Genomic DNA, 21,820 nt, shown 5'->3' with positions numbered 1-21,820 from the left:
AATGGCTCAGATGCGCCGCCAGTCTCTCGTCAAGTTCGATGCTCCGCTCTGCGAAACCATCGTGGAGACCCCGAAGCCGCAGGGCCGGGAAGTTCTGGTGCGGATCGAGCGCTGCGGCCTGTGCCATTCGGACCTGCACATTCAGGACGGCTATGCTGATCTTGGCAATGGCAAGAAGCTCGACACCACCCGCGGCATGACCCTGCCCTTCACGCTCGGTCACGAGATCGCCGGCGTCGTCGATGAAGTCGGCCCCGATGCGGACAAATCCCTGATCGGCAAGAAGATGGCCGTCTTCCCGTGGATCGGCTGCGGTCAGTGCCGCGACTGCCTGAACGGTGACGAGAACCTTTGCGCGCGTAACCGCTTTCTCGGCGTGTCGATCGATGGCGGCTTCGCGAGCCATGTGCTGGTGCCCGACCAGAAGTATCTCATCGACTACGGCCAGGTGCCGGTCGATACGGCGGCGACACTGATGTGCTCGGGCATCACCGCTTACGGCGCACTCAAACGTCTGGTCGATCGGCCTCGCCAGCGCAATCTGCTGCTGATCGGTCTTGGCGGCGTCGGCATGATGGGCGTGTCGCTCGCGCAAGCGATGTTCAAGCAGCCCATCACGGTCGCCGATCTCAGCGCATCGGCCCGCGACGCGGCGCTCAAGAACGGCGCCTCCGCCGCTTACGATCCGACCGAAGCCGATATCGCCAAGCGCATCATCAAGGAAACCGACGGCGGCTTCGACGGGATCGTCGATTTCGCCGGTAACGAGAAGTCGATGGCGTTTGCGACCTCCGTCGTGGCGCGCGGCGGCAAGATCGTCGTGTCGGGCCTGATGGGCGGCAACTTCAATCTGCCGATGGTGCAGTGGATCTACAAGCGCATGACGGTCGAAGGCTTCATGACCGGCACACTTGCGGAGGCTCAGGAACTGATGGCGCTCGCACGCGCCGGCAAGGTCAAGCCGACGCCGATGAAGGAAGAGCCGATGGGCGACGTGCAGAAGTGGATCGACCAGTTGCGTGCCGGCAAGGTTGTCGGCCGCATCATGCTGACGAACTAAGCTCCTGCTCCGCGGCCCAGCCGGGTCGCGATCCAGATCACATGACGCGCGCCACCACGCTTGCCGTTGGCGCGCGTTTTGATTTCATCGACATCGAAACCGGCCTTGACCAGCCGCTGCGTGAAGCGTGGATCAGGACCTGACGACCATACCGCAAGTACGCCGCCCGGTCGCAGCGCTGCATGTGCGGCAGCAAGGCCACTCCTGTTGTAGAGCGCGTCATTGGCTTCGCGGCTCAGTCCCTCGGGACCATTATCGACGTCGAGCAGGATAGCGTCGTACGCCGACCGTTCGGCACGTATCGCAGCTCCGACGTCCTTCTCACGAATGGACACCCGCGGATCGGTCAGGCTGTCGCCGAAAACCTCGGCCATCGGTCCGCGCGCCCAAGCGACCACCTCCGGCACCAGTTCGGCGACAACAATCCGCGCGTCTGTATCAAGCGCCGACAACGCCGCGCGCAGCGTAAAGCCCATGCCGAGACCGCCAATCAGCAGCCTTGGCTTCTTGCAGCCCTGCAACCTCTCGCAGGTCAGCGTGGCGAGCGCCTGTTCCGAGCCGCTGAGGCGGCTGTTCATCAGTTCGTTCTGGCCGAGCTTGATGGAGAATTCGGCGCCGCGCCGCATCAGGCGCAACTCACCGCCGCCAGGGATTTGCGCCGTATCCAGCAGGGTCCAGGGGATCAACGATTATGTCCTCGACGGTTCAAGCGCAGCGCGCGGCAGCCTCTCGTTATGCCATCCGGGTTCCCGAATGCCAGCCAGAATTGAGCGAGTGGGGCCCTGCCCGTGCGCCCGAATGTTGCCCCAGCCTGTCCGGATTTGCGGCCTATTCCGACCCAACTTGTCGCGGAAAACCCGACCCGAGAATGGGTCCGTGTTGCGTAAGGGGGACAGAATGTCAAACCGCACCGCCGCAATTGCTTGTGCCGCTATCGCCGGCTGCGTTTCAATCTTCAGCATCACATCGCCGCTCATGGCGGCTCCCGCAACACCCGAGAGCGCTGCCAAGTCTGCCGACGAATGTCTCTCCGGCCCGAAGGGCGCAACGCCGGCCGGCGCGCATTGGTACTACCGCATCGAGAGAGGCACCAAGCGGAAGTGCTGGTATCTCGCCGACGAAGTCGCGAAGACAAAGAAAGCAGCAACGTCGGCACCGGCGTCGTCAGACGCCGCTGAAGAGACGGCCCCGCCTCCGACAAAGATCACTCCTGCGCCAAAGCAGGAAGCTGCGAAGAAGCCCATTCAGAAATCAGTCGCAAATGCACGCGCGGAGCTGACGACGGGAGCACCGGACGACGATTCCTCCCTCGCGGAAACGACCTGGCCGCCGATGCCTTCGCCAGCCGCCGCGGACGTGCGCGCCGACAATCAGGTGGCTGCGATGCAGCCGGCTCCTGAAACGGCGCCCAAGCAGGGCTGGAATGTCGCGACGCGATGGCCAGAACCGAATGCGGCAGCCTCTGCCAGCGATCAGCCCTCTGCCGCAACACCGGCACCTGCGCAGCCGGCCACTCCCGCTCTGACCGCCGAACGCCTCGCTACGGCAGCTGCGCCCGCACCAGCTGCCCCTCCAGCTCCGGTAACGACAGCGGCGGCTCCGGCGCAGCCGCAACAGGCGCTACAGCCCACGGACGGCGAAGGCCTGTCGCTCAGGGTCCTGCTGAGCATTCTCGTTTGCGTGCTGGCGCTCGCGGCGATTGTCGGCCCGCTGCTGTTCAAGTACTTCCGGCCGAAGCCGCGTGAGGATGAACGCACATATGGTCAGCGCCGTCAGATCTGGGATCTGAACGAGTCCGGCCCGGCGGTTCTGCAAGACAATCCGCCGCCGGCGTTAGCGCCGCGCTATGCGCGCGACCTGCACGCTCACGCACTGCCCGAGCCGCGCATGCTGGACGTTACCACCGATGAAATCGAGGAGTTGCTCGCGCGGGTCTCAAAGCGCTCGGCGGCATAGGATCAATGCTTAAAGCGGCGGGGGAAACCCGCCGCTTACTTTTCGAGCTGTTTCTGAAGATCTCGCACGAAGGCTGACAATCCGGTCTGGCGTTCACGCTTCAGCCGCTCGGCCTTGAGAATGGTCACGACTTGGGAATACGCCTCGTCCAGCTCGGTGTTGGTGACCACGTAGTCGTACTCCGCCCAGTGGCTCAGCTCATGACTGGCGCGGCTCATGCGTCCGGCAATCACGGCATCCGAATCCTGCGCACGGGTGTGCAGCCGCTTTTCGAGATCGGCGGCGGAAGGCGGCAGGATAAACACGCTCACAACATCGGCGCGGGCCTTCTCGCGCAGCTGCTGCGTACCCTGCCAGTCGATATCGAACAAGACGTCCTGCCCTGAAGACAATGCGTCCTCCACCGGCTGGCGCGGCGTACCGTACGAATTGTCGAACACGGTGGCGTGCTCGAGCAATTCGTTGCCCTTCACCATCGCGTCGAACTTCGGCTTGTCGATGAAATAGTAGTGTTCGCCGTCGACTTCGCCCGGACGTTTGGCGCGGGTGGTCACCGACACCGACATGCTCAGATCCGGCATCTTGTCGATCAGCATGCGCGCCAGAGTGGATTTCCCCGCGCCCGACGGCGACGACAGCACGAACATCAGTCCGCGCCGCTCAACGCCTCTCAAGGTGCCCCCCGCCGCCATGGCCGCTACTCCAGATTCTGAACCTGCTCGCGAAACTGCTCGACCACGCCCTTCATCTCAAGGCCGGTGTTGGTCAGTTCGATGTCGTTCGACTTCGAACAGGTGGTGTTGACCTCGCGGTTGAACTCCTGCGCCAGAAAATCGAGCCGGCGTCCTACCGCTCCGCCCTTGCCGAGCAGTTCGCGGGCCTGCGCGATGTGCGAGACGATGCGGTCGAGTTCTTCGCGGATGTCCGCCTTCGCCGCGATCAGGATCGCTTCCTGATTGAGCCTGTCGGCATCGAAACGATCGGACGTCTCAAGCAACGCCGCGACCTGTTCGGCGAGTCGCGCCCGGATCGCCTCAGGCTTGCGGCCGGGGGCAGCCTCGGCGCGTTTCGTGAGGCTTTCAATCTCGTCCATGCGCTGCGCAAGGATCTGGCCGAGCGCAACGCCTTCGCGCTTGCGCATGTCGATCAGGCTCTGCAGTGCCTGCTCGAACGACGCCAAGACAGCCGCACGCGCGGCCTCCATTTCGGCCTCATCGCTCTCAGGCTCGGCGACTTCGATGACACCCTTGATCCCGAGCAACCCGTCGACACTCGGCGCGACCGCATCAGTGCGCGCGGAAATCTCGCTCGCGACCTTCAGGATCGATGCAAGAACGTCCTCGTTGATACGCACGATGGATGCCGCACCGGTGCGCTTCACCGTGAGGTTGGCGTAAACGGTTCCGCGCGACAGAAGTTCAGTGGCGCGCTTGCGCGCTGTCACCTCGATGTCGTCCCAGCCGGCCGGCAGCCGCAGCCGGAAATCAAAGCCCTTGGCGTTGACCGATTTCAATTCCCATTCGAACGCATAGGGTCCGCTGGTGCCGTGGCTTCGCGCAAAGCCGGTCATGCTCGACAGCGCCATCGCGAAAGTGTCTCCGTTACTGGTGGTCCAACGAGCGGACGTGCGAGCCGCCAGAGCGGCTTGGATCAACCGTCAGCTTGTCCCTGAAATCGGCCGGACTCGCAAGAGAAAGGCCGCGTTACTGCGTCTTCTCTTCTTCCGGCTCCGGCTCGGCGGGTGCGGCGGCCGGGGTGCGTTTTGCGGTGCGCTTGCGCGCGGCCGCGCCATCAGCCGCGGGTTCGTTCGCCATGATGCTGGCGGGCGCGGAAGCCTTCGGCGCGGTCGCCTTTGGAGCGGCCTTGGGTGCAGCGCTTGCGGGCGGTTTGGCGGGAGCCGCAGCTGCAGGCGCGCCTGCAGCGGGTGCCGGAACGGCGGCGACCGGCGGCTGATCGTCCGCGTCCACGGTGTCGTTCTGCTGCTGGCGCTCCATCGCGCGCAGCTTGGCAACGCCCTTCTGGTGCTGGTCGTAGGTCTCGGTGAACGAGTGGCCACCGGTGCCGTCTGCAACGAAGAACAGGTCGCGGGTGCGTGCGGGATTGGCGGTGGCTTCGAGCGAGGCGCGGCCGGGATTGGCGATCGGTCCCGGCGGCAGCCCTTCGATCACATAGGTGTTGTAGGGCGACGGCTGCGTGATTTCGCTACGCTTGATCGGCCGGCCGAGTGTGCCTTTGCCGCCGACGAGACCGTAGATGATGGTCGGATCGGACTGCAGCTTGATGCGCTGGCGCAGGCGATTGGTGAAAACGGCGGCGACACGGCTGCGCTCGTCTGCGCGTCCGGTTTCCTTCTCGACGATCGATGCCAGCGTCACGAGCTGTTCCGGCGAACGGACCGGAATGTCGGGGTTGCGGCGTGCCCAGACCTCGGCGAGAACTTTCTTCTGCGCCTGCTGCATGCGGTGGATCACCTGGTCGCGCGGTGTGCCACGCGGGAAGTTATAGGTGTCAGGCAGAAGCGTGCCTTCGCGCGGCTGCTCTTTCAGCGAGCCGGAGAAGATATCGTTGTCCTGAAGCCGGGCCACGATCTGCTCCGACGTCAGACCTTCCGGAATCGTGATGGCATGCTGCACCACCTTGCCTTCAACGATGGTGTTGATGACGTCGCGCAGGCTGGCATTCTTCTGGAACAGATACTCGCCGGACTTGAGGCCGGAGCGCGCGTTCATCGCCAGCACGCTACCGATGAATGTCCAGCGGTCGGCGTTGATCACGCCGGCGCGCTGAAGAATGTCGCCGATGTCGGTCATGCCGGCGCGCGGCGGAATATTGACGACCTTGTCTTCCGCAAGCGGACCTTTGGCCTCGATCGTCTTCTTGCCATAGAAGAACGCACCACCGGCCAGCAGCATTGCGACGATCAGAAACGTGAAGATCGCATTCCCCACCACGACCAGTGTACTGCGCGCGCGCTGGGAGTGTTTCGGCGGCTGCGGCACCTGCTCGGGCTCGAGCGCCGCACGCGGGCTACGTGGCGCGATGGGGGGTCTCTGACTCATTGAGCAACCTAAAATCTTGCCGGCGTTTAGCGTGACGATTCAGCGTTATACGCGCGCCCGTGAGAGAAATTATGTCCGAATGAGGCAAAACCTTGAAGACAGTTTTGCCCGTTCCGTCAGCCTATTAACTCTTGAAACGCTCTAATTCGCCAGCCGCCGGACGACCAGCGATGCATTGGTGCCGCCAAATCCAAACGAATTCGACAGGGCCACGTTGATTTCGCGGGGCCTTGCCTTATTCGGGACCAGGTCGATCGCCGTCTCGACGGAGGGATTGTCGAGATTGATCGTCGGCGGCGCGACATTATCCCGAATCGCCAGGATGCAGAAGATTGCTTCGATCGCGCCGGCCGCGCCGAGCAGATGACCGGTCGAGGACTTGGTCGATGACATCGACACCTTCGACGCCGCATTGCCGAGCAGCCGCTGCGCCGCGCCAAGCTCAATCTCGTCGCCGAGTGGCGTCGAGGTTCCGTGGGCGTTGATGTAGTCGATATCGGAAGCCGTCACACCGGCGCGCTTCATTGCAGCGCTCATGCAGCGGTATGCGCCGTCACCGTCTTCGGCGGGAGCGGTAATGTGATAAGCATCGCCGCTCAGGCCATAGCCGACGACTTCGGCATAGATCTTCGCGCCGCGCTTCTTCGCGTGCTCGTATTCCTCGAGCACCACGACACCGGCGCCCTCGCCCATGACGAAGCCGTCGCGATCCTTGTCGTAGGGCCGCGATGCGATGGTCGGATTGTCGTTGTACTTGGTGGCCATCGCGCGCAGCGCGCAGAAGCCGCCCATGGCAAGGCGATTGACGGCGGACTCAGCGCCGCCCGCCACCATGACGTCGGCATCGCCGAAGGCGATCAGGCGGCTGGCATCGCCAATGGCATGCGCGCCGGTGGAACAGGCGGTGACGACCGCATGGTTCGGACCCTTGAGGCCGTGCTTGATCGACACATAGCCCGACGCAAGGTTGATGAGACGGCCGGGAATGAAGAACGGCGACAGCTTGCGCGGGCCGCGCTCCTTCAGGATCACGGCGGCTTCGCCGATGCCTTCGATGCCGCCGATACCGGAGCCGATCATGGTGCCGGTGGCGCAGCGGTCTTCTTCGGTCGTGGGGTGCCAGTTGGCGTCGTCGAGGGCTTGGCTCGCAGCCGCCATGGCGAAAATGATGAAATCGTCGACCTTGCGCTGTTCCTTCGGCTCCATCCAGTCGTCGGGATTGAATGTGCCGTTACTGCCGTCGCCACGCGGAACCATGCATGCGATCTGGCAGGTCAGATCGGAGACCTCGAATTTCTCGATGCGGGCGGCGCCGCTTTCGCCGTTGAGGATGCGTTTCCAGGTCGGCTCGACACCATTGGCGAGCGGCGAAACCATGCCCAGACCCGTGACGACAACCCTCCGCATAGTCTTCCTTTCCGGCTCAACCGGCTGAGGCCAATCGGAGCCACTATGACAGCAAGACGGCGGGTCGTTCGATCACAACCCGCCGCGTGTCATCGTGGCTGCGCGCTGGCGTCAGCTCTTGGCGTTCTTCTCGAGAAATTTCGTGGCGTCGCCCACGGTGAGAATGGTTTCAGCAGCGTCATCCGGAATTTCGCAGCCGAATTCTTCTTCAAAAGCCATGACGAGTTCGACGGTATCGAGGCTGTCGGCGCCGAGATCGTCGATGAAGCTCGCAGCATCGACAACCTTTTCGGGTTCGACACCAAGGTGCTCGACCACGATCTTCTTAACTCGCTCGCCAATCTCACTCATCGTTTAACCTCGTGCTTGTTCCATTAAACTCGACCGCAAAACGATACGAGCCCCTCGCGGTGCGAAAAAATGCGAATTCGTGCCGTCCGTACCACGCATCCCTGTCCCTTCGCCACAGGGACGAAGTCACCGAAAACGGCGGCTGGCGCCGGAACGGCAATATACGGGGTTTGGCGATCCTGCAATGGCGTTTTCCCCAACCGAGTGCCGTTCGGTTACCATACTTCCCCGGACTTGACCACACGGCCCCGGGGACCGTCCAGCAGCCATTCCGCTTGACAAAAACCCTGCGGAACAGGGCTTAAATCATGGCCATCCCGCCGTTGACATGGATGGTCTGCCCCGTCACGTAGGCCGCCTCGTTGGACGCAAGGTAAACGGCGGCGGCGGCGATGTCGTCCGGCGTCCCGAGACGCCCGGCGGGCACCTTCGAAAGCACAGCCTCGCGCTGCTTTTCGTTCAGCACGTCCGTCATCGGCGTGGCGATGAACCCGGGTGCGATGCAATTGGCTGTCACATTGCGGCGCGCATATTCCGCACCCACGGATTTCATCATTCCGATCAATCCGGCTTTCGAGGCGGCATAGTTGCCCTGCCCCGCATTACCGGTGACGCCGACCACCGACGTGATCGCAATGATTCGCCCGAACCGCTTGCGCATCATCAATTTGGTGGCGGCGCGCGCGAGACGGAATGTGGCGGTCAGGTTGACCCTGATGACATCGTCGAAATCTTCGTCACGCAACTGCACGAACAGGTTGTCGCGTGTGATGCCGGCATTGGCCACGAGGATGTCGAGCTGTCCCATCGCCTTTTCCGCAGCCGGGACCAGCGCTTCGACTTCGGTCATGTCGGACAGATTGCAGGGCAACACATGCACGCGGTCTTTCAGCTCACCCGCAAGCGTGTCGAGCGCTTCGCGCCGGGTGCCCGAGATCGCAACCGTTGCACCTTGCGCATGCAGCGCCTTCGCAATTGCGCCGCCGATGCCGCCGGTCGCTCCGGTGACGAGCGCGGTCCTGCCAGTCAAATCGAACATGTCGCCCCCTTGGGAACAACCCGGCAAACCCGGGCCAAATTTCGTGCTCCGTTTGCCGCAAGAAAACGCCGCTCGTCAATGACCTGTGCCTAATAAAACGGCCCCGGCCGTGCCTGCCGGTGCGCTCCCATGGCACCTCCCTTGCATATTGCTCTGCATCACAACGGAGGACGAACACATGGCTCCCACCGAAGTCGCTCCCAACCAGGTCCCACCCCATTCCACCGGCCTGCAAAAAGTACTCGGCCCGTTCCAGCTCTGGGGCATTGCCGTGGGACTTGTCATCTCAGGAGAATATTTTGGCTGGAGCTACGGCTGGAACAGCGCGGGCACACTCGGCTTTCTGGTCGCGACGGTGCTCGTTGCGACGATGTATACAACTTTCATCTTCAGCTTTACCGAACTGTCCACAGCCATCCCGCATGCGGGCGGACCGTTTGCCTATGCACGGCGCGCGTTCGGCCCCACCGGCGGTTTCATCGCCGGCTTCGCGACTTTGGTCGAATTCGTCTTCGCGCCGCCCGCCATTTCCCTCGCCATCGGCGCCTACCTCAATGTGCAGTTTCCGGGCATCAACCCGAAATTCTTTGCGCTCGGCGCTTACATCATCTTCATCGCGCTGAACTGGATCGGCGTCGGCATCGCCGCGGCGTTCGAACTGTTCGTGACAATTTTAGCGATTGCCGAACTTTTGGTCTTCATGGGCGTGGTCGCGCCGGGCTGGTCGATGGCGAACTTCGTCGCCAACGGCTGGGCGGGCAGCAACGTGTTCAATGGCGCGGCGATTTCCGGCATCTTCGCATCGATCCCGTTCGCGATCTGGTTCTTTCTTGCCATCGAAGGCGCTGCGATGGCCGCGGAAGAAGCCAAGGACCCGCAGAAGACCATCCCGATCGCCTATGTCGCGGGCATTCTCACCCTCGTTGTGCTGGCCTTCGGCGTCATGATCTTCGCGGGCGGTGTCGGCGACTGGAGCAAGCTCTCCAACATCAACGATCCATTGCCGCAGGCGATGAAGGTCGTAGTCGGAGAGAACAGCGGCTGGCTGCACATGCTGGTGTGGATCGGCCTGTTCGGGTTGATCGCCTCGTTTCATGGCATCATCATGGGCTATTCGCGCCAGATATTCGCGCTCGCACGCGCAGGCTACCTGCCGAAGACGTTCGCGGCGCTCTCCCCGCGCTTCAACACGCCGCATCGGGCGCTGCTGGCCGGCGGCGTGATCGGCGTCATCGCGATCTTCAGCGACGAATGGGTGCAGTTCGGCGGGCAGACGCTTACCGCCAATATCGTCACCATGTCGGTGTTCGGCGCGATCATCATGTACCTGATTTCGATGGCGTCACTGTTCAAGCTTCGCCAGAGCGAATCCGATCTGGTGCGCCCCTATCGCACACCGTTCTATCCGGCGTTCCCGGCGATTGCGTTCGGGCTGGGTCTCGTTTGCCTGTTCGCCATGGTGTGGTTCAATGCTATGCTGACGGTGCTGTTCCTTGTGCTGATGGCGCTCGCCTACGCCTACTTCAGGATGACCGCCGGTCAGCGCGACGCCGCAGCACCCGACGAGATGCTGGCCGTCACGGCGAACACCGTGCCCGCCGAATAGGGCATTCCAACGCGAGGTGGAAACCGTTGCGCTATCGTACCGCCATCGATCAGCAACTGTTCGCCTTCGATGACCTGAAGCAGGTGATGGCATTCGCATCGCCTGCCCGCTCCGGCGATTATCTCGCAGGCATCGGCGCCGCCACCGCACAGGAACGGATGGCGGCCCGTCATGTGCTGGCGGAGGTGCCCCTCAAGCAGTTTCTGACCGAGGCATTGATCCCCTACGAAGAGGACAACATCACACGCCTCATCATCGATAGCCATGATGCGAAGGCGTTCGCGCCGGTCTCGCATATGACCGTCGGCGATTTCCGCAACTGGCTTTTATCCGAGCAGGCGACGACCGAGGCGCTTGCAGCGCTCGCGCGCGGGCTCACGCCGGAAATGGTCGCGGCGGTGTCCAAGATCATGCGCAATCAGGACCTGATCGCGGTGGCGCGCAAGTGCCGTGTCATCACCCGCTTCCGCGACACCATCGGGCTGGAAGGACATTTGTCGGTGCGCCTTCAGCCCAATCATCCCACCGACGATCTGCGCGGCGTGGCCGCGTCCACGCTCGATGGGTTGTTGATGGGATCGGGCGATGCGGTGATCGGACTGAACCCTGCCTCCGACAGCATGCCGGTGCTCGGCGATCTGCTGCACATGCTCGACGAGGTGATCCAGCGTTTCGAGATTCCAACGCAAAGCTGCGTGCTGACCCATGTCACCAACACGATCCAGCTTGCGGAGAGCGGCGCGCCGGTTGATCTGGTGTTCCAGTCGATCGGCGGCACCGAGAAGACCAACCTCTCGTTCGGAGTGACGCCGGAAATTCTCGATGAAGCGCAGGACGCGGCGCTGTCGCTGAGGCGCGGCAGCATCGGCGATGACGTGATGTACTTCGAGACCGGCCAGGGCAGCGCACTATCAGCCGACGCAAATTTCGGCGTCGACCAGCAGACCTGCGAAGCACGCGCCTATGCGCTGGCGCGGCGCTACAAACCGCTGCTGGTGAATACCGTGGTGGGCTTCATAGGCCCCGAATATCTCTACGACGGTAAGCAGATCATCCGCGCCGGGCTCGAGGATCATTTCTGCGGCAAGCTGCTCGGCCTGCCGCTCGGCTGCGACATCTGCTACACCAATCACGCCGAAGCCGATCAGGACGACATGGACACGCTGCTGGTGCTGCTGGGCAGCGCGGGCATCAGCTTCATCATGGGCATCCCGGGCGCGGATGACGTGATGCTGAACTACCAGAGCACCTCGTTTCACGATGCGCTGTTCCTGCGCGAGACCATGAATCTCAAGCGCGCGCCGGAATTCGAGGCATGGTTGCAGCGCATGCAGATCACTGATGCCGACGGACGATTGCGCCCGCCCTCCCCCAACGCGCTGCTGGGCGGCATGGGAAATCTCAAGTCTCTGGTCGCATGACGGACAAGAACGTGACCGAGTCTCCATGGGCCGAATGGCGCAGCGTGACGCCGGCGCGGCTGGCGCTCGGGCGCGCCGGTGCGGGCATGCCGACCGACGAGGTGCTGCGCTTCGGCTGGGCCCATGCGATGGCACGCGATGCGATCCATGCCGCCCTCGATGTGCCGAAACTCGAAGCGGCCCTGCACGATCAGGGCTGGACGGTCGCCCATACCCATAGCCGCGCGCCGGATCGCACCACCTATTTGCGGCGGCCTGATCTGGGCCGCGTGATCGATCCCGACGAGATTGCAAAACTGCGCACGGTGCCTCTCGTGCGCAGCGACGTCTGCATCGTGATCGGTGACGGATTGTCGTCGCTCGCGATCGACCGCCATGCCGCACCGCTGCTCGGAGCACTGAAGCCGCTTCTCGCGAACGAACTGAAACAGGCGCCGGTGATAATCGCCACGCAGGCGCGGGTCGCACTGGCCGACGAGATCGCGGAACTGTTGCAGGCGAAGCTGTCGATCATGCTGATCGGCGAACGGCCGGGCCTGAGCTCGCCGGACAGTCTCGGCATCTACATCACGCACGCGCCGTTCCGTGGCCGTAACGATGCCGGACGTAACTGCATTTCCAATGTACGCCCCGAGGGGCTGAGCTACGCCGCCGCCGCGTTCAAGCTTTCGTGGCTGGTGCGCGAAGCCTTGAACCGCGGCCTGACCGGCGTTGACCTGAAGGACGAGAGCGATCTGGCGCTGGTCACGGGCGGCAACACCACTCGCCTGCCCGGTCCGATCGCTTGAAGAAGCTGAATCAAAAAGCCGCGCTCTCAAAATCGGAGCACGGCTTTTCAATTGTATGGCCGCTTACGCAGCCGTTGCCTTGGTATTCACGCCCTTGCGAAGCGCGACGGTGTTGAGCTTGGTGTTCGCCGCCTTTTCCTCATTCAGATTTGTCGTGAGGAAGCGCACGATCTCCTCATGGCCGAGTGACTCCGCCCATGCGATGAGCGTGCCGTAACGGGCGATCTCGTAGTGCTCCACGGCCTGGCAGTTCGCGACAATGGCGGCATCCAGTACTGCCTTGTCCTCGATCTCGCCTGCGGTTTCGTCGGCTTCCTTGATGATGCCGTCGATCGCCGGGCATGTGGTCCCTTTCGGATCCTGACCGAGCTTCGCAAACACCTTCTTCAAACGCTCGATCTGGTTGTTGGTTTCTTCGAGATGGCTCTTCAACCCGGCTTTGAGATCGCCGTTGGTGGCCTTGTCGATCATCTTCGGCAGCGCCTTCGTGATCTGTTGTTCAGCGTAGAAGATGTCCTGCAGGCCGTGAAGCAGGAGATCGTCAAACGTCTTAATGTCTTTCGTGAAAATGCCCATGGCACACTCCTTTGTTGTCAGCCGTGAACGCAGCAATGATCGGATCGTTCCAAATGGCGTTAGACAGTTGTGCAGAAGCCGTTGAGACAAATTGGAGCAATGAGACGCTTACTCAAATCTCTCTTCGAGATCATTCGTGCCCTCAAGTATTTCCGGAACTCTCTCTGCTCTCTGTGATTGATGTGCACCTCGATCGGAGGGATTGCTGGGAGCGCCTATCATGGAAAAGACGATTGATCTGAGAACATCGGTTACCGAACTGCCTACGTCTGGCGTGTCGTGGGCGGCGATTGCGGCGGGAGCCCTCGCCGCCTTGGCATTGACCCTCGTGCTTTTGTGGTTCGGAACCGGGATGGGATTCAGCGTGGTATCGCCGTGGAGCGACTCGGGTGTCTCTGCCACGACGTTCAAGATCGGAACCGGGCTTTATCTTGTCGTCGTGGCGATGATCTCGTCCGCGATAGGCGGCCATATCGCCGGTCGCCTGCGAACACCGTGGTACGGCATTCACAGCAACGAGACCTACTTCCGCGACACCGCGCAGGGCTTTCTCGCGTGGGCATTGGCCTCCGTCGTGGGCGCCCTGTTGCTGGCTTCAGCAGCGACTTCCATTATCGGCAGTACAGCGGGCGGCCTCTCGCAAGGCGCGGGCACCGCAGCCGCGCAATCCTCCGGCCCGATGAGCGGTTATGTTGACCAGCTTCTCCGCCCCGACCCGGCAGCAGCAACCGTTCCGGCTGGCGACGCCAATGACATCCGCGACGAGTTGACCCGGCTGCTGACATCCAGCTTCGGCGCCGAACGGGACTTGAAGCCTGCCGATCGCACCTATGTGGCTCAGGTGGTCGCCCGCCGCACCTCGCTGAGCCAGGCCGACGCCGAGAAGCGCGTCAACGACGTCGTGACACAGGCGAAGTCCGATCTCGACAAGGCACGCAAGGCCGCGGCGCAGTTGGCGTTCTGGATGGCTGCGTCTCTGCTGGTTGGTGCCTTCGCGGCAAGCATCGCTGCGGCTGAAGCCGGGGCATTTCGCGATCGCAACTGGGGCACCGCCCCATTCACGAGGGAGTAAAGCTCATGCCAATTCTGCTCTGGCTACTTGGAATTCCACTGCCGCTGATTTTGCTGATCATCCTGCTTCGCTGAAGCTGATCTCGGCACATAAAAAAGCCGCCAGTGTCAGAAGACACTGGCGGCAATGCCCCAGCCCAAAAGGGGCACCGCTCAAAAACTGGAGTAAATGAGCAGCCCGAATGGCGTAGCAACAATCGGGCCACTACGGAACGCCGCCACGAGGCCCGCGCGGGCCAAGTCCGGCGGTAAGCTTAACGCGCTGCTGCGATCGCGGCTTTCGCCGCCTCGATGTCGCCCGGTCCGCCGACCGACACACCGACCGCGCCATCGGCAATACGCTTGACCAGACCGGACAGCACCTTGCCCGCGCCGATTTCGAGGAAGTGCGTCACGCCCTGCGACGCCATCCACGCGACGCTCTCGCGCCAGCGCACCGTGCCCGTCACCTGCTCGACCAGCCGCTTGCGGATTTCGTCCGGGTCGGTGATCGCCGACGCCAGCACGTTGGATACCACCGGCACCTTCGGCTTGTTGATGGTCACGCCTGCAAGCGCCTGCGCCATCGCGTCGGCTGCGGGCTGCATCAGGCGGCAATGGAACGGCGCCGACACCGGCAACAGCATCGCGCGCTTGGCGCCCTTGGTCTTGGCGATCTCAAGCGCACGCTCGACGGCGGCCTTGTCTCCTGAGACGACCACCTGTCCACCGCCGTTGTCGTTGGCGGCCTGACAGACCTGTCCCTGCGCCGCCTCTTCGGCCACCGCGACTGCGGCGTCGTAATCGAGCCCGAGCAGCGCCGCCATTGCGCCGACACCCACCGGCACGGCCTTCTGCATGGCGAGGCCGCGCGTGCGCAGCAGCTTCGCGGTGTCGCTAATCGAGAAAGTGCCCGCCGCGGCCAGCGCGGAGTATTCGCCGAGCGAGTGACCGGCGACGAACGCCGCATCGCGCGCAATGTCGATCCCGGCTTCGGTCTCCAGCACGCGCAACGTCGCCAGCGACACCGCCATCAATGCAGGCTGCGCGTTCTGGGTGAGTTGCAGCGTTTCCGCCGGCCCCTCCCAGATAATCGCCGTCAGCTTTTCGCCGAGCGCCGCATCGACCTCGTCGAACACAGCCTTGGCTGCCGGAAATGCGTCGGCGAGCGCCTTGCCCATGCCGACCGCCTGCGATCCCTGACCGGGAAAGGTGAATGCTGCTGTCATGAAAGTCCCCAAAGGTGAGCAGGCCGTAAGACACCGCCGGGGCCACGGGTGTCAAGCTGTGGTGCGGTGAACCCTATGAAACCCAGATCCGGTCGGCCACCGGACGGCTCGCCCAGCGGCCCCGCAGGCCAATGACCGAGCTGGGCGGGAACCCAGCTCGAGAGATGCGCGTTTCGTTCCTGGGGCGCCCAGTGGAGTGCGCAATATGGACGAAGACCCTCGCAAACCACAGACGCTAGCCTTGGCGCCGGTCTTGATCTTCGCGCTGGTTCTCGCCGCCGTATTTGGGGCGGCGCTGATCACCACATTTGACCGCAGCCCGATGGTCGTGACCGCCACAGATACCGCACCGCCCGGCACAACCGGCCTGGCAAAATCCCGTCCCACCACGGAGCGCAAATGATCGCGAATAGCAATTTGGATGACACAGTTGGCGGCAAACGCGCCTACCACAAGTTCCTCTGGGGCGCCGCCATAGGCGCCGTTATCCTCGGAGGCGCTTTGGGTTATTCCAGCCAGCGGATGGACGTCGGCAAGGTCTTTCCGATTGTTGGCGCCCCTTCCTTCCCGATTTCCCCTCATACGGAAGCGCCAAGGCTGGCGGACACAAAATAGGGTGACAGCCTGGGTGGCTGAAAGTGTCGGTAAAACGGGCCTGTGGGGCTTTTCGGGCCTCCATAAGCCCTGTTTTGCCTTGCAACCAGCCCCAGAATCCTTATAACCGCGCCATCCGTGGATCCCGGCCGGGAGCTGAACGGACGGTCTCACCAATCTCACCACCCTTGGCGATGTTGATGTGACAGGGCCAGTCGGTCCGTCGTCCCGTGCTTCCGCCTTCTGAGCATATCGAGTCCTTTCCGAAGGTCTCGAAGGGCTTGCCGCCGGGAACCGCGCTCACACTGGAAAGGACTCCCATGCCTCTTTACGAGCATGTTTTTCTCGCGCGTCAGGATGCGAGCGCCCAGCAGGTCGAGGAATTCACCACGCAGATTACCGGCGTGATCGAAGGTCTCGGCGGCAAGGTCACCAAGACCGAGAACTGGGGCGTGCGCTCCCTCACCTATCGCATGAACAAGAACCGCAAGGCTCACTTCATGCTGCTCAACATCGACGGCCCCGCAGCGGTGGTCTCCGAGATCGAGCGTCAGGAACGCATCAACGAAGACATCATCCGTTATCTCACCGTCCGCGTCGACGAGCTGGAGGAAGGTCCCTCCGCCATGATGCGCAAGGCCGAGCGTGACCGCGACGAGCGCGGTGGCGGCGGCTTCCGTGGCGACCGTGAAGGCGGCGGATTCCGTGGCGGCGACCGCGAAGGCGGTGGCTTCCGTGGTGACCGCGGTCCGCGCCGCTCGCGTGACGATGACGCAACCGCGTCGGTAGAGGAGTAAGAACAATGGCTGAAGCAGGTGCACGCCGTCCGTTCTTCCGTCGCCGCAAGACGTGCCCGTTCACGGGCCCGAACGCGCCGAAGATCGACTACAAGGATTCGAAGCTGCTGATGCGTTACGTGTCCGAGCGCGGCAAGATTGTGCCGAGCCGCATCACGGCCGTGTCGGCAAAGAAGCAGCGTGAACTCGCCCGCGCCATCAAGCGCTCGCGGTTCCTCGGTCTGCTGCCTTACGTGATCCGCTAAACGATACAGCGAGCGCGCGGCTTTCGCGCGCTCGCTTACTTTCTCGACGTTTATTCTCATAACACTGCGGGGTCGCCCCACGGTGGATGGTTGGGGTTCAAGAAACCTCTAACTGCTCGAAAGGAGCAGGACAGCTGATGATGACAGGACTTCTCATTGCACTGGCGGCCGGCCTTGCGTCGGCGACGATGTTCGCGTCGATTGTTTCGGGCGCGCTGATTTCGCTTGTCCTGTTTTATCTCGCCCCGCTCCCGTTGATGGTCGCGGCGCTCGGCTGGGGATCGGCCACCGCGCTGATCGGCGGCATCATCGCGGCCCTCGGCCTCGGCGCCATCTTCGGCATCCCCTACATGGCGGCGTTCGCGCTGACCATCGCGCTGCCTGCGTGGTGGCTCGGACATCTGACCCTGCTGGCGCGTCCGGTCTCGAACGACCCGCAGCTCGCCAACCTGGCTCCCGCGCTCGACTGGTATCCGCTCGGGCGAATCCTCGCATGGGTGGCGGTGTTCGCCAGCATCACCACGATCAGCGCATTCCTGACATTGGGCAGCGATGCAGAAACGATCAATGCCGCCTTGCGCGGCTTCCTGATGCGCGTCATGCGTAACCGCGCCAGCATCCCCCAGGGGGAGACCGATCGCGCCGTTGACGCACTGGTCATGATCGGACCGAGTATCGCCACCGTCATCGCGATGCTGACACTGACGCTCAACCTGTGGCTGTCCGCGAAAATCACCACGATGTCCGGCCGGCTGAAGCGGCCGTGGCCCGACCTGCGCACAACGACGCTGCCGAGAATCGTGCTTGGTGCGCTGCTCGTCGCCATCCTGCTCTGCTTTGTCGGCGGACTGCTGGCGATGCTGGCGCAGATCACGACCGCTGCATTGCTGATGGCCTATGCCGCCACCGGCTTCGCGGTGCTGCATACAGTCACTCAAACGTTCTCTGGCCGCACCTTCGTGCTCGGAGCCGCTTACGCCGGCACGATGCTCATCGGGTGGCCGCTGCTTGGAATGGTCGGCCTCGGTCTCGCCGACGCGATTTTTGGAATTCGACAAGCCTACTGGACGCGGCACGGGCCACCGCCCATGCCGACAACCTGACACTCAACCCGAACTCATCAACCCAACTCAGACACCGAACGGAGAAATCAAATGGAAGTCATTCTGCTGGAACGCGTGGCCAAACTCGGCCAGATGGGCGACGTGGTCAAAGTGAAGGACGGGTTCGCCCGCAACTTCCTGCTCAAGCGCAACAAGGCACTGCGCGCGACCAAGGAAAACCGCGAGAAGTACGACGGCATGAAGGCCGACCTCGAGGCCAAGAACATCAAGGCCAAGGGTGAAGCCACCGAAGTCGCCAAGAAGATCGACGGACGCAACGTCGTCATCATCCGTCAGGCGTCGGAAACCGGCCAGCTCTACGGCTCGGTCTCGGTGCGCGACATCATGGCTGCCCTCGAGAAGGACGGCGTTGCACTGAACCGCCAGCAGGTTTTGCTCGACGCGCCGATCAAGGTCATCGGTCAGCACCAGATCACCATCGCCGTGCATCCTGAAGTCGAAGTGCATGTGTCGACGACGGTGGCCCGTTCCGAAGCCGAAGCCGAGCGCATCAACCGCGGCGAAGACGTCAACAGCCGTCAGGAAGACCGCGACGCGGCCGCAGAAGCTATCGCCGCTGCCGGCGAGTTCTTCGATCCTGAAGCGCAGCACGACGACACTGCCGAGCCGGCTGCTCCTGCCGAAGAGAAGTAAGACTCCGGCGCAAGCCGAGAACTCGAAGCCCGGCCCTCATCGAGGCCGGGCTTTTTGTTTAGCTGACAACCTTCGGCGCCATTGCCTGGTCAATCATCGCAATCGATGCCAGCGCGGTGGCGGTGTGCTTCTCCGCGCCGTCGATGATGCAGAACACGTCGGCCGCGACGACCGACACCTGCCGTCCCGGCTTCACCACGCGCGCACGGCAGATCAGCCGATCGCCCGACGCCGGTGCGAGCAGGTTCAGCTTGTATTCCGCGGTCAGCGCCGCCTGCCCCTTCACTGTCGCAGCCGCAATCGTGGTTGCGTTGTCGATCAGGAATGCGGTGACGCCGCCGTGGAAAAATCCGTTCTGCTGCAACAGCTCTGGCCGGCGATCCACCGACAGCACGCATGTGCCTCGCGTCAGATCTGTTACCTCCGCGCCGACATGGGTCATGAATCCCTGACGCATGACGTTGCTGCGGATGTGGTCCGCGATCGGCGTGAACTCCGTATCGCTCTGAAGCATTATCGCTCTCCCCTAACCATCAAGGCACGAACGGCACATGCGATCAGCTCTTCGGCATGATCGCGCGGATCGGATGGATCGCGGCCCGAGAGCCACGCACGGCAAACGAATTGCGCGGGGCCGATGATCTGGCTGAAGAACAACGATGCCTTCATTGGCACCAGTTCGCCGCTCGCGACCAGCGGCGCGCGCCATGCCTCGACGCCTTCGGCAACGGTCGCATTCCGCGCCTTGCGCGCGTCGCGAAGATCCTGCGCCCACTCACTGCGCGATATCTCGAACAGGAAGTTGGCTTCGCGGCGGTTGTTGACGACCCAATCCAGATGCGTGCGGATCAGGCGCGCGATGCCTTCCGCCGCGCCAGGCGGCGGGTCGATCACATCGAGCATGGCAATGTGATAACGGCGCAGCAGTTCGAGAAACAGCGTGCCCGCCAGTTCGCGCTTCGAATTGAAGAAATGAAAGAAGCTGCCATTGGACGCGCCCGCGCGTTCGCGGATCGCGGCCACGGTCGCGCCCTCGAAGCCATCCTGATCGAACACCGCCAAAGCCGCAGTCAGCAGATCGTCGCGTGCGCCGGCCATCCTAGCCATCCTTGTCGATTGGAGTATAACTCTAGAGCACAACTCCAGTCAAGACGACAGTCATCGCGCGGCAACCCGCTGCGCGGCCAGATAGGGGATTAGCGGGAGATTGGCGGCGCCGGGTTTCCCGCCGGAACCGGGGGCGGACCAGCCGAAACCACGGGTTTCGGTGTCGGTGCAGGCCCGATGTCGATAGTCAGCGGACCCGACGGCGCATCCTGTTTCGGAGGAGCCACGGCCACTTCGGCAGGCTTTTCAGCCTCCTTCGGCGCAGGCGTGACCGCAGGCACCGGATCGGCACGCGTTCCGTCCACCTTGGCGGTCTCGGTCTTGTCAGAGTCCTTGGGCGGCTCGGCCTTGTCTGCCTCGGGTTTGACGTCCGGTTTGGCCGCCTCTGCGGGCTGCTCACCATGGCGAGCTTCGTTCTTTGGCGGCAAGCCGTCCTTGCCCGCTTTCGCAGCCTCTCGAGCCGCCTGTCGCGCGGCCCGCCGTTCCGCAGCGGCCTTCTGCTTTGCCGTCAGCGTTTGAGGATCGGGCTGACCATTCTGCAACCCGTCGGCATCCGGCCGGGAGGCTTCGCGCGTCGGCTTGCGGCCCTTGGCGGCGTGTTCCGGACCCGGCTCCTGAGCCGGTTTCGGACCGGACTTCGCCTCTTGTCCCTGCTTGGTCAGGTTGCCTCCGCCCGGAGCAGCATTCGCGGCTCCGTTGGAAAGCACATAGGCGCTCATGGCCGCAGCCATATCGGTGCTGGTGGTGTAGTGCTGGCGCAGGAAGCCCGGCAGCGATCCGGGCGAGACGGTTTTCAGCAATCCGCGCGAACTCTTGTGGCAGAGCGAGCAGGTGCTGGAGAAAATCTGAGACGGAGGCTTGCCGGCTTCGAGATTCTGCGCGTCCGCCGGGGTCGCCCCGAAACAGCCCAACACGAAAGCCACCGCCGCCAAAATGAGCGCTCGGCTCAACATCCAAGGTCTCCAGATCTATCAGCCAGTCAAGGACGGATGGCGGTACCCCCTGCCCTCAGCCTCGGGTCACCTTTAGCGGATTATGACGCGAATGGAAGCACCGAGATTTCCCATCAAGGTAACGTTGTTGATATTGCTGAACTCCGTTCCAGCCCCGGCTGTTAGCCGAATTAGATTCCACTGCCGGGGGTGAAGCAGAACACATCTGCGCTGTACGCACGGTCTGGCCTGGGCGCGCAGAGGTGACTCCGTCCGTCGGGATTGTCTCGTTTCTGCTCGACTTTCTCAGGAGGAACACGAAGCCACCTGCCGTCTTCACGACGTCTGGCAAACCAGACGCCGCCTTCGACGCGGGCTTCGGTCGGATAGCAGTCGTGCTGACTGCAGCAGGATAAGTGGGGGTTATCCGGCCTCATCCATGTCGAATAAAACTTCTCGTGGATTTGCTCGTCTTCCGGCGGGTGTTGATGTTGCGCAGATGCACTGACGGCCCCGAACAAAAGTCCGGCGGACACCAAGCCAACGATGCCGCGCCAAGTGATCACAAGCACCACTCCGGCCACGATCCCGGCACGACCCGGGACTCGGGAGGCAGTCTATCACCGCAGCCGCCGGAGAAAAACGCAGATCCCAACCACGCGTGGCTCGCAGCCATCGTCAAGAAGGAATCCAATCTCGAGATACACCGGCTGATCGAATTCTGTGCAACGCCAAGCGAGGAAGAAGTCGCCGGTATTGGACATTTCGCAACTGCGTGAGCCGGTCACAGACCGCCAAAGCCGCTCCCTTTTGGCATGCCGCCCTCCGCTCACCGGACAAAAACGC

General features: G+C 62.9%; 25 protein-coding genes. 13 read left to right on the top strand and 12 right to left on the bottom strand.

Annotated elements, in window-relative coordinates:
- Window position 1 precedes the first annotated feature (1 nt).
- A complete protein-coding gene (locus I554_RS0115805; protein ID WP_024577498.1) occupies window positions 2-1,060 on the top strand; it encodes an alcohol dehydrogenase in 1,059 nt (352 codons plus the stop codon).
- On the opposite strand, the gene I554_RS0115800 is transcribed toward I554_RS0115805, so the two are convergent.
- Entirely contained in the window at window positions 1,057-1,746 is a 690-nt protein-coding gene (locus tag I554_RS0115800) for a spermidine synthase (RefSeq protein ID WP_024577499.1), read from the bottom strand. The two genes, I554_RS0115805 and I554_RS0115800, sit on opposite strands and share 4 nt — an antisense overlap.
- Window positions 1,747-1,957: 211 nt before the next feature.
- Between I554_RS0115800 and I554_RS0115795 the strand changes: the two genes are divergently transcribed.
- Window positions 1,958-3,016 (top strand): hypothetical protein, encoded by a 1,059-nt coding sequence (locus I554_RS0115795; protein ID WP_024577500.1) that lies wholly within the window; start codon window positions 1,958-1,960, stop codon window positions 3,014-3,016.
- A 35-nt stretch (window positions 3,017-3,051) separates the two neighbouring features.
- On the opposite strand, the gene gmk is transcribed toward I554_RS0115795, so the two are convergent.
- From gmk to fabG, 6 genes are all read right to left on the bottom strand, one after another.
- On the bottom strand, window positions 3,052-3,708 hold the full coding sequence (gene gmk, locus I554_RS0115790) for a guanylate kinase (protein ID WP_024577501.1): 657 nt from the start codon (window positions 3,706-3,708) through the stop codon (window positions 3,052-3,054).
- A 5-nt stretch (window positions 3,709-3,713) separates the two neighbouring features.
- The gene (locus I554_RS0115785; RefSeq protein ID WP_024577502.1) at window positions 3,714-4,601 is read right to left on the bottom strand and encodes a YicC/YloC family endoribonuclease; all 888 of its coding nucleotides are present in this window, start codon (window positions 4,599-4,601) and stop codon (window positions 3,714-3,716) included.
- Between the two features lie 118 nt (window positions 4,602-4,719).
- Window positions 4,720-6,075 carry an endolytic transglycosylase MltG gene (gene mltG / locus I554_RS0115780; RefSeq protein ID WP_024577503.1) on the bottom strand — a complete coding sequence of 452 codons (1,356 nt, stop codon included), beginning with the start codon at window positions 6,073-6,075 and terminating at the stop codon, window positions 4,720-4,722.
- 141 nt (window positions 6,076-6,216) lie between these two features.
- A complete protein-coding gene (gene fabF, locus I554_RS0115775; RefSeq protein ID WP_024577504.1) occupies window positions 6,217-7,482 on the bottom strand; it encodes a beta-ketoacyl-ACP synthase II in 1,266 nt (421 codons plus the stop codon).
- Window positions 7,483-7,593: 111 nt separating this feature from the next.
- Window positions 7,594-7,833: an acyl carrier protein gene (locus I554_RS0115770; RefSeq protein WP_006020277.1), complete on the bottom strand. Its 240-nt coding sequence runs from the start codon at window positions 7,831-7,833 to the stop codon at window positions 7,594-7,596.
- 301 nt (window positions 7,834-8,134) lie between these two features.
- Window positions 8,135-8,872 carry a 3-oxoacyl-[acyl-carrier-protein] reductase gene (gene fabG / locus I554_RS0115765; protein WP_024577505.1) on the bottom strand — a complete coding sequence of 246 codons (738 nt, stop codon included), beginning with the start codon at window positions 8,870-8,872 and terminating at the stop codon, window positions 8,135-8,137.
- Window positions 8,873-9,050: 178 nt separating this feature from the next.
- On the opposite strand from fabG, the gene eat reads away from it, so the two are divergent.
- From eat to eutC, 3 genes are read left to right on the top strand one after another with little or no spacing between them, the layout of a single operon-like run.
- Window positions 9,051-10,478 (top strand): ethanolamine permease, encoded by a 1,428-nt coding sequence (gene eat, locus I554_RS0115760; RefSeq protein ID WP_024577506.1) that lies wholly within the window; start codon window positions 9,051-9,053, stop codon window positions 10,476-10,478.
- A gap of 26 nt (window positions 10,479-10,504) precedes the next feature.
- Window positions 10,505-11,899: an ethanolamine ammonia-lyase subunit EutB gene (locus I554_RS0115755; RefSeq protein WP_024577507.1), complete on the top strand. Its 1,395-nt coding sequence runs from the start codon at window positions 10,505-10,507 to the stop codon at window positions 11,897-11,899.
- Complete coding sequence (gene eutC, locus I554_RS0115750) at window positions 11,896-12,687, top strand: ethanolamine ammonia-lyase subunit EutC (protein WP_024577508.1); 792 nt, start codon at window positions 11,896-11,898, stop codon at window positions 12,685-12,687. The genes I554_RS0115755 and eutC overlap by 4 nt, the downstream gene beginning before the upstream one ends.
- A 63-nt stretch (window positions 12,688-12,750) precedes the next feature.
- Here eutC and I554_RS0115745 read toward each other — a convergent pair whose 3' ends face one another.
- Window positions 12,751-13,263, bottom strand: coding sequence for a ferritin-like domain-containing protein (locus I554_RS0115745; RefSeq protein ID WP_024577509.1), 513 nt, complete (start codon window positions 13,261-13,263; stop codon window positions 12,751-12,753).
- A 220-nt stretch (window positions 13,264-13,483) separates the two neighbouring features.
- Here I554_RS0115745 and I554_RS0115740 point away from each other — a divergent pair, with 220 nt between their 5' ends.
- Window positions 13,484-14,335 (top strand): hypothetical protein, encoded by an 852-nt coding sequence (locus I554_RS0115740; protein ID WP_024577510.1) that lies wholly within the window; start codon window positions 13,484-13,486, stop codon window positions 14,333-14,335.
- 253 nt (window positions 14,336-14,588) lie between these two features.
- Here I554_RS0115740 and fabD read toward each other — a convergent pair whose 3' ends face one another.
- On the bottom strand, window positions 14,589-15,542 hold the full coding sequence (gene fabD / locus I554_RS0115735) for an ACP S-malonyltransferase (RefSeq protein WP_024577511.1): 954 nt from the start codon (window positions 15,540-15,542) through the stop codon (window positions 14,589-14,591).
- A gap of 205 nt (window positions 15,543-15,747) precedes the next feature.
- Here fabD and I554_RS0115730 point away from each other — a divergent pair, with 205 nt between their 5' ends.
- The 6 genes from I554_RS0115730 (at window position 15,748) to rplI (ending at window position 18,935) form a co-directional block, all read left to right on the top strand.
- The gene (locus I554_RS0115730) at window positions 15,748-15,945 is read left to right on the top strand and encodes a hypothetical protein (RefSeq protein ID WP_024577512.1); all 198 of its coding nucleotides are present in this window, start codon (window positions 15,748-15,750) and stop codon (window positions 15,943-15,945) included.
- Complete coding sequence (locus tag I554_RS0115725) at window positions 15,942-16,157, top strand: hypothetical protein (protein WP_024577513.1); 216 nt, start codon at window positions 15,942-15,944, stop codon at window positions 16,155-16,157. The genes I554_RS0115730 and I554_RS0115725 overlap by 4 nt, the downstream gene beginning before the upstream one ends.
- A gap of 299 nt (window positions 16,158-16,456) precedes the next feature.
- Window positions 16,457-16,933, top strand: a complete 477-nt coding sequence (gene rpsF / locus I554_RS0115720; protein ID WP_006020268.1) for a 30S ribosomal protein S6 — start codon at window positions 16,457-16,459, stop codon at window positions 16,931-16,933.
- A 5-nt stretch (window positions 16,934-16,938) separates the two neighbouring features.
- On the top strand, window positions 16,939-17,178 hold the full coding sequence (rpsR, locus tag I554_RS0115715; RefSeq protein WP_002711478.1) for a 30S ribosomal protein S18: 240 nt from the start codon (window positions 16,939-16,941) through the stop codon (window positions 17,176-17,178).
- Between the two features lie 137 nt (window positions 17,179-17,315).
- Window positions 17,316-18,281 carry a membrane protein gene (locus I554_RS0115710; RefSeq protein ID WP_024577514.1) on the top strand — a complete coding sequence of 322 codons (966 nt, stop codon included), beginning with the start codon at window positions 17,316-17,318 and terminating at the stop codon, window positions 18,279-18,281.
- Window positions 18,282-18,332: 51 nt separating this feature from the next.
- Window positions 18,333-18,935: a 50S ribosomal protein L9 gene (gene rplI / locus I554_RS0115705; RefSeq protein WP_024577515.1), complete on the top strand. Its 603-nt coding sequence runs from the start codon at window positions 18,333-18,335 to the stop codon at window positions 18,933-18,935.
- Between the two features lie 58 nt (window positions 18,936-18,993).
- Here rplI and I554_RS0115700 read toward each other — a convergent pair whose 3' ends face one another.
- The 3 genes from I554_RS0115700 to I554_RS0115690 form a co-directional block, all read right to left on the bottom strand.
- The gene (locus tag I554_RS0115700; RefSeq protein ID WP_024577516.1) at window positions 18,994-19,449 is read right to left on the bottom strand and encodes a PaaI family thioesterase; all 456 of its coding nucleotides are present in this window, start codon (window positions 19,447-19,449) and stop codon (window positions 18,994-18,996) included.
- Window positions 19,449-20,033 (bottom strand): TetR/AcrR family transcriptional regulator, encoded by a 585-nt coding sequence (locus I554_RS0115695; RefSeq protein WP_024577517.1) that lies wholly within the window; start codon window positions 20,031-20,033, stop codon window positions 19,449-19,451. The genes I554_RS0115700 and I554_RS0115695 overlap by 1 nt, the downstream gene beginning before the upstream one ends.
- A 98-nt stretch (window positions 20,034-20,131) precedes the next feature.
- Complete coding sequence (locus I554_RS0115690; RefSeq protein WP_024577518.1) at window positions 20,132-20,995, bottom strand: hypothetical protein; 864 nt, start codon at window positions 20,993-20,995, stop codon at window positions 20,132-20,134.
- Between the two features lie 467 nt (window positions 20,996-21,462).
- Between I554_RS0115690 and I554_RS26915 the strand changes: the two genes are divergently transcribed.
- Complete coding sequence (locus I554_RS26915) at window positions 21,463-21,753, top strand: hypothetical protein (RefSeq protein WP_152527597.1); 291 nt, start codon at window positions 21,463-21,465, stop codon at window positions 21,751-21,753.
- The last annotated feature ends 67 nt before the right edge of the window (window positions 21,754-21,820 follow it).

The organism is Afipia sp. OHSU_II-C1, assembly GCF_000497575.1.
Lineage (GTDB): Bacteria > Pseudomonadota > Alphaproteobacteria > Rhizobiales > Xanthobacteraceae > Afipia.
The sequence above is the reverse complement of the archived record's forward strand: the minus strand, read 5'-3'. Positions and strand labels throughout refer to the sequence as shown.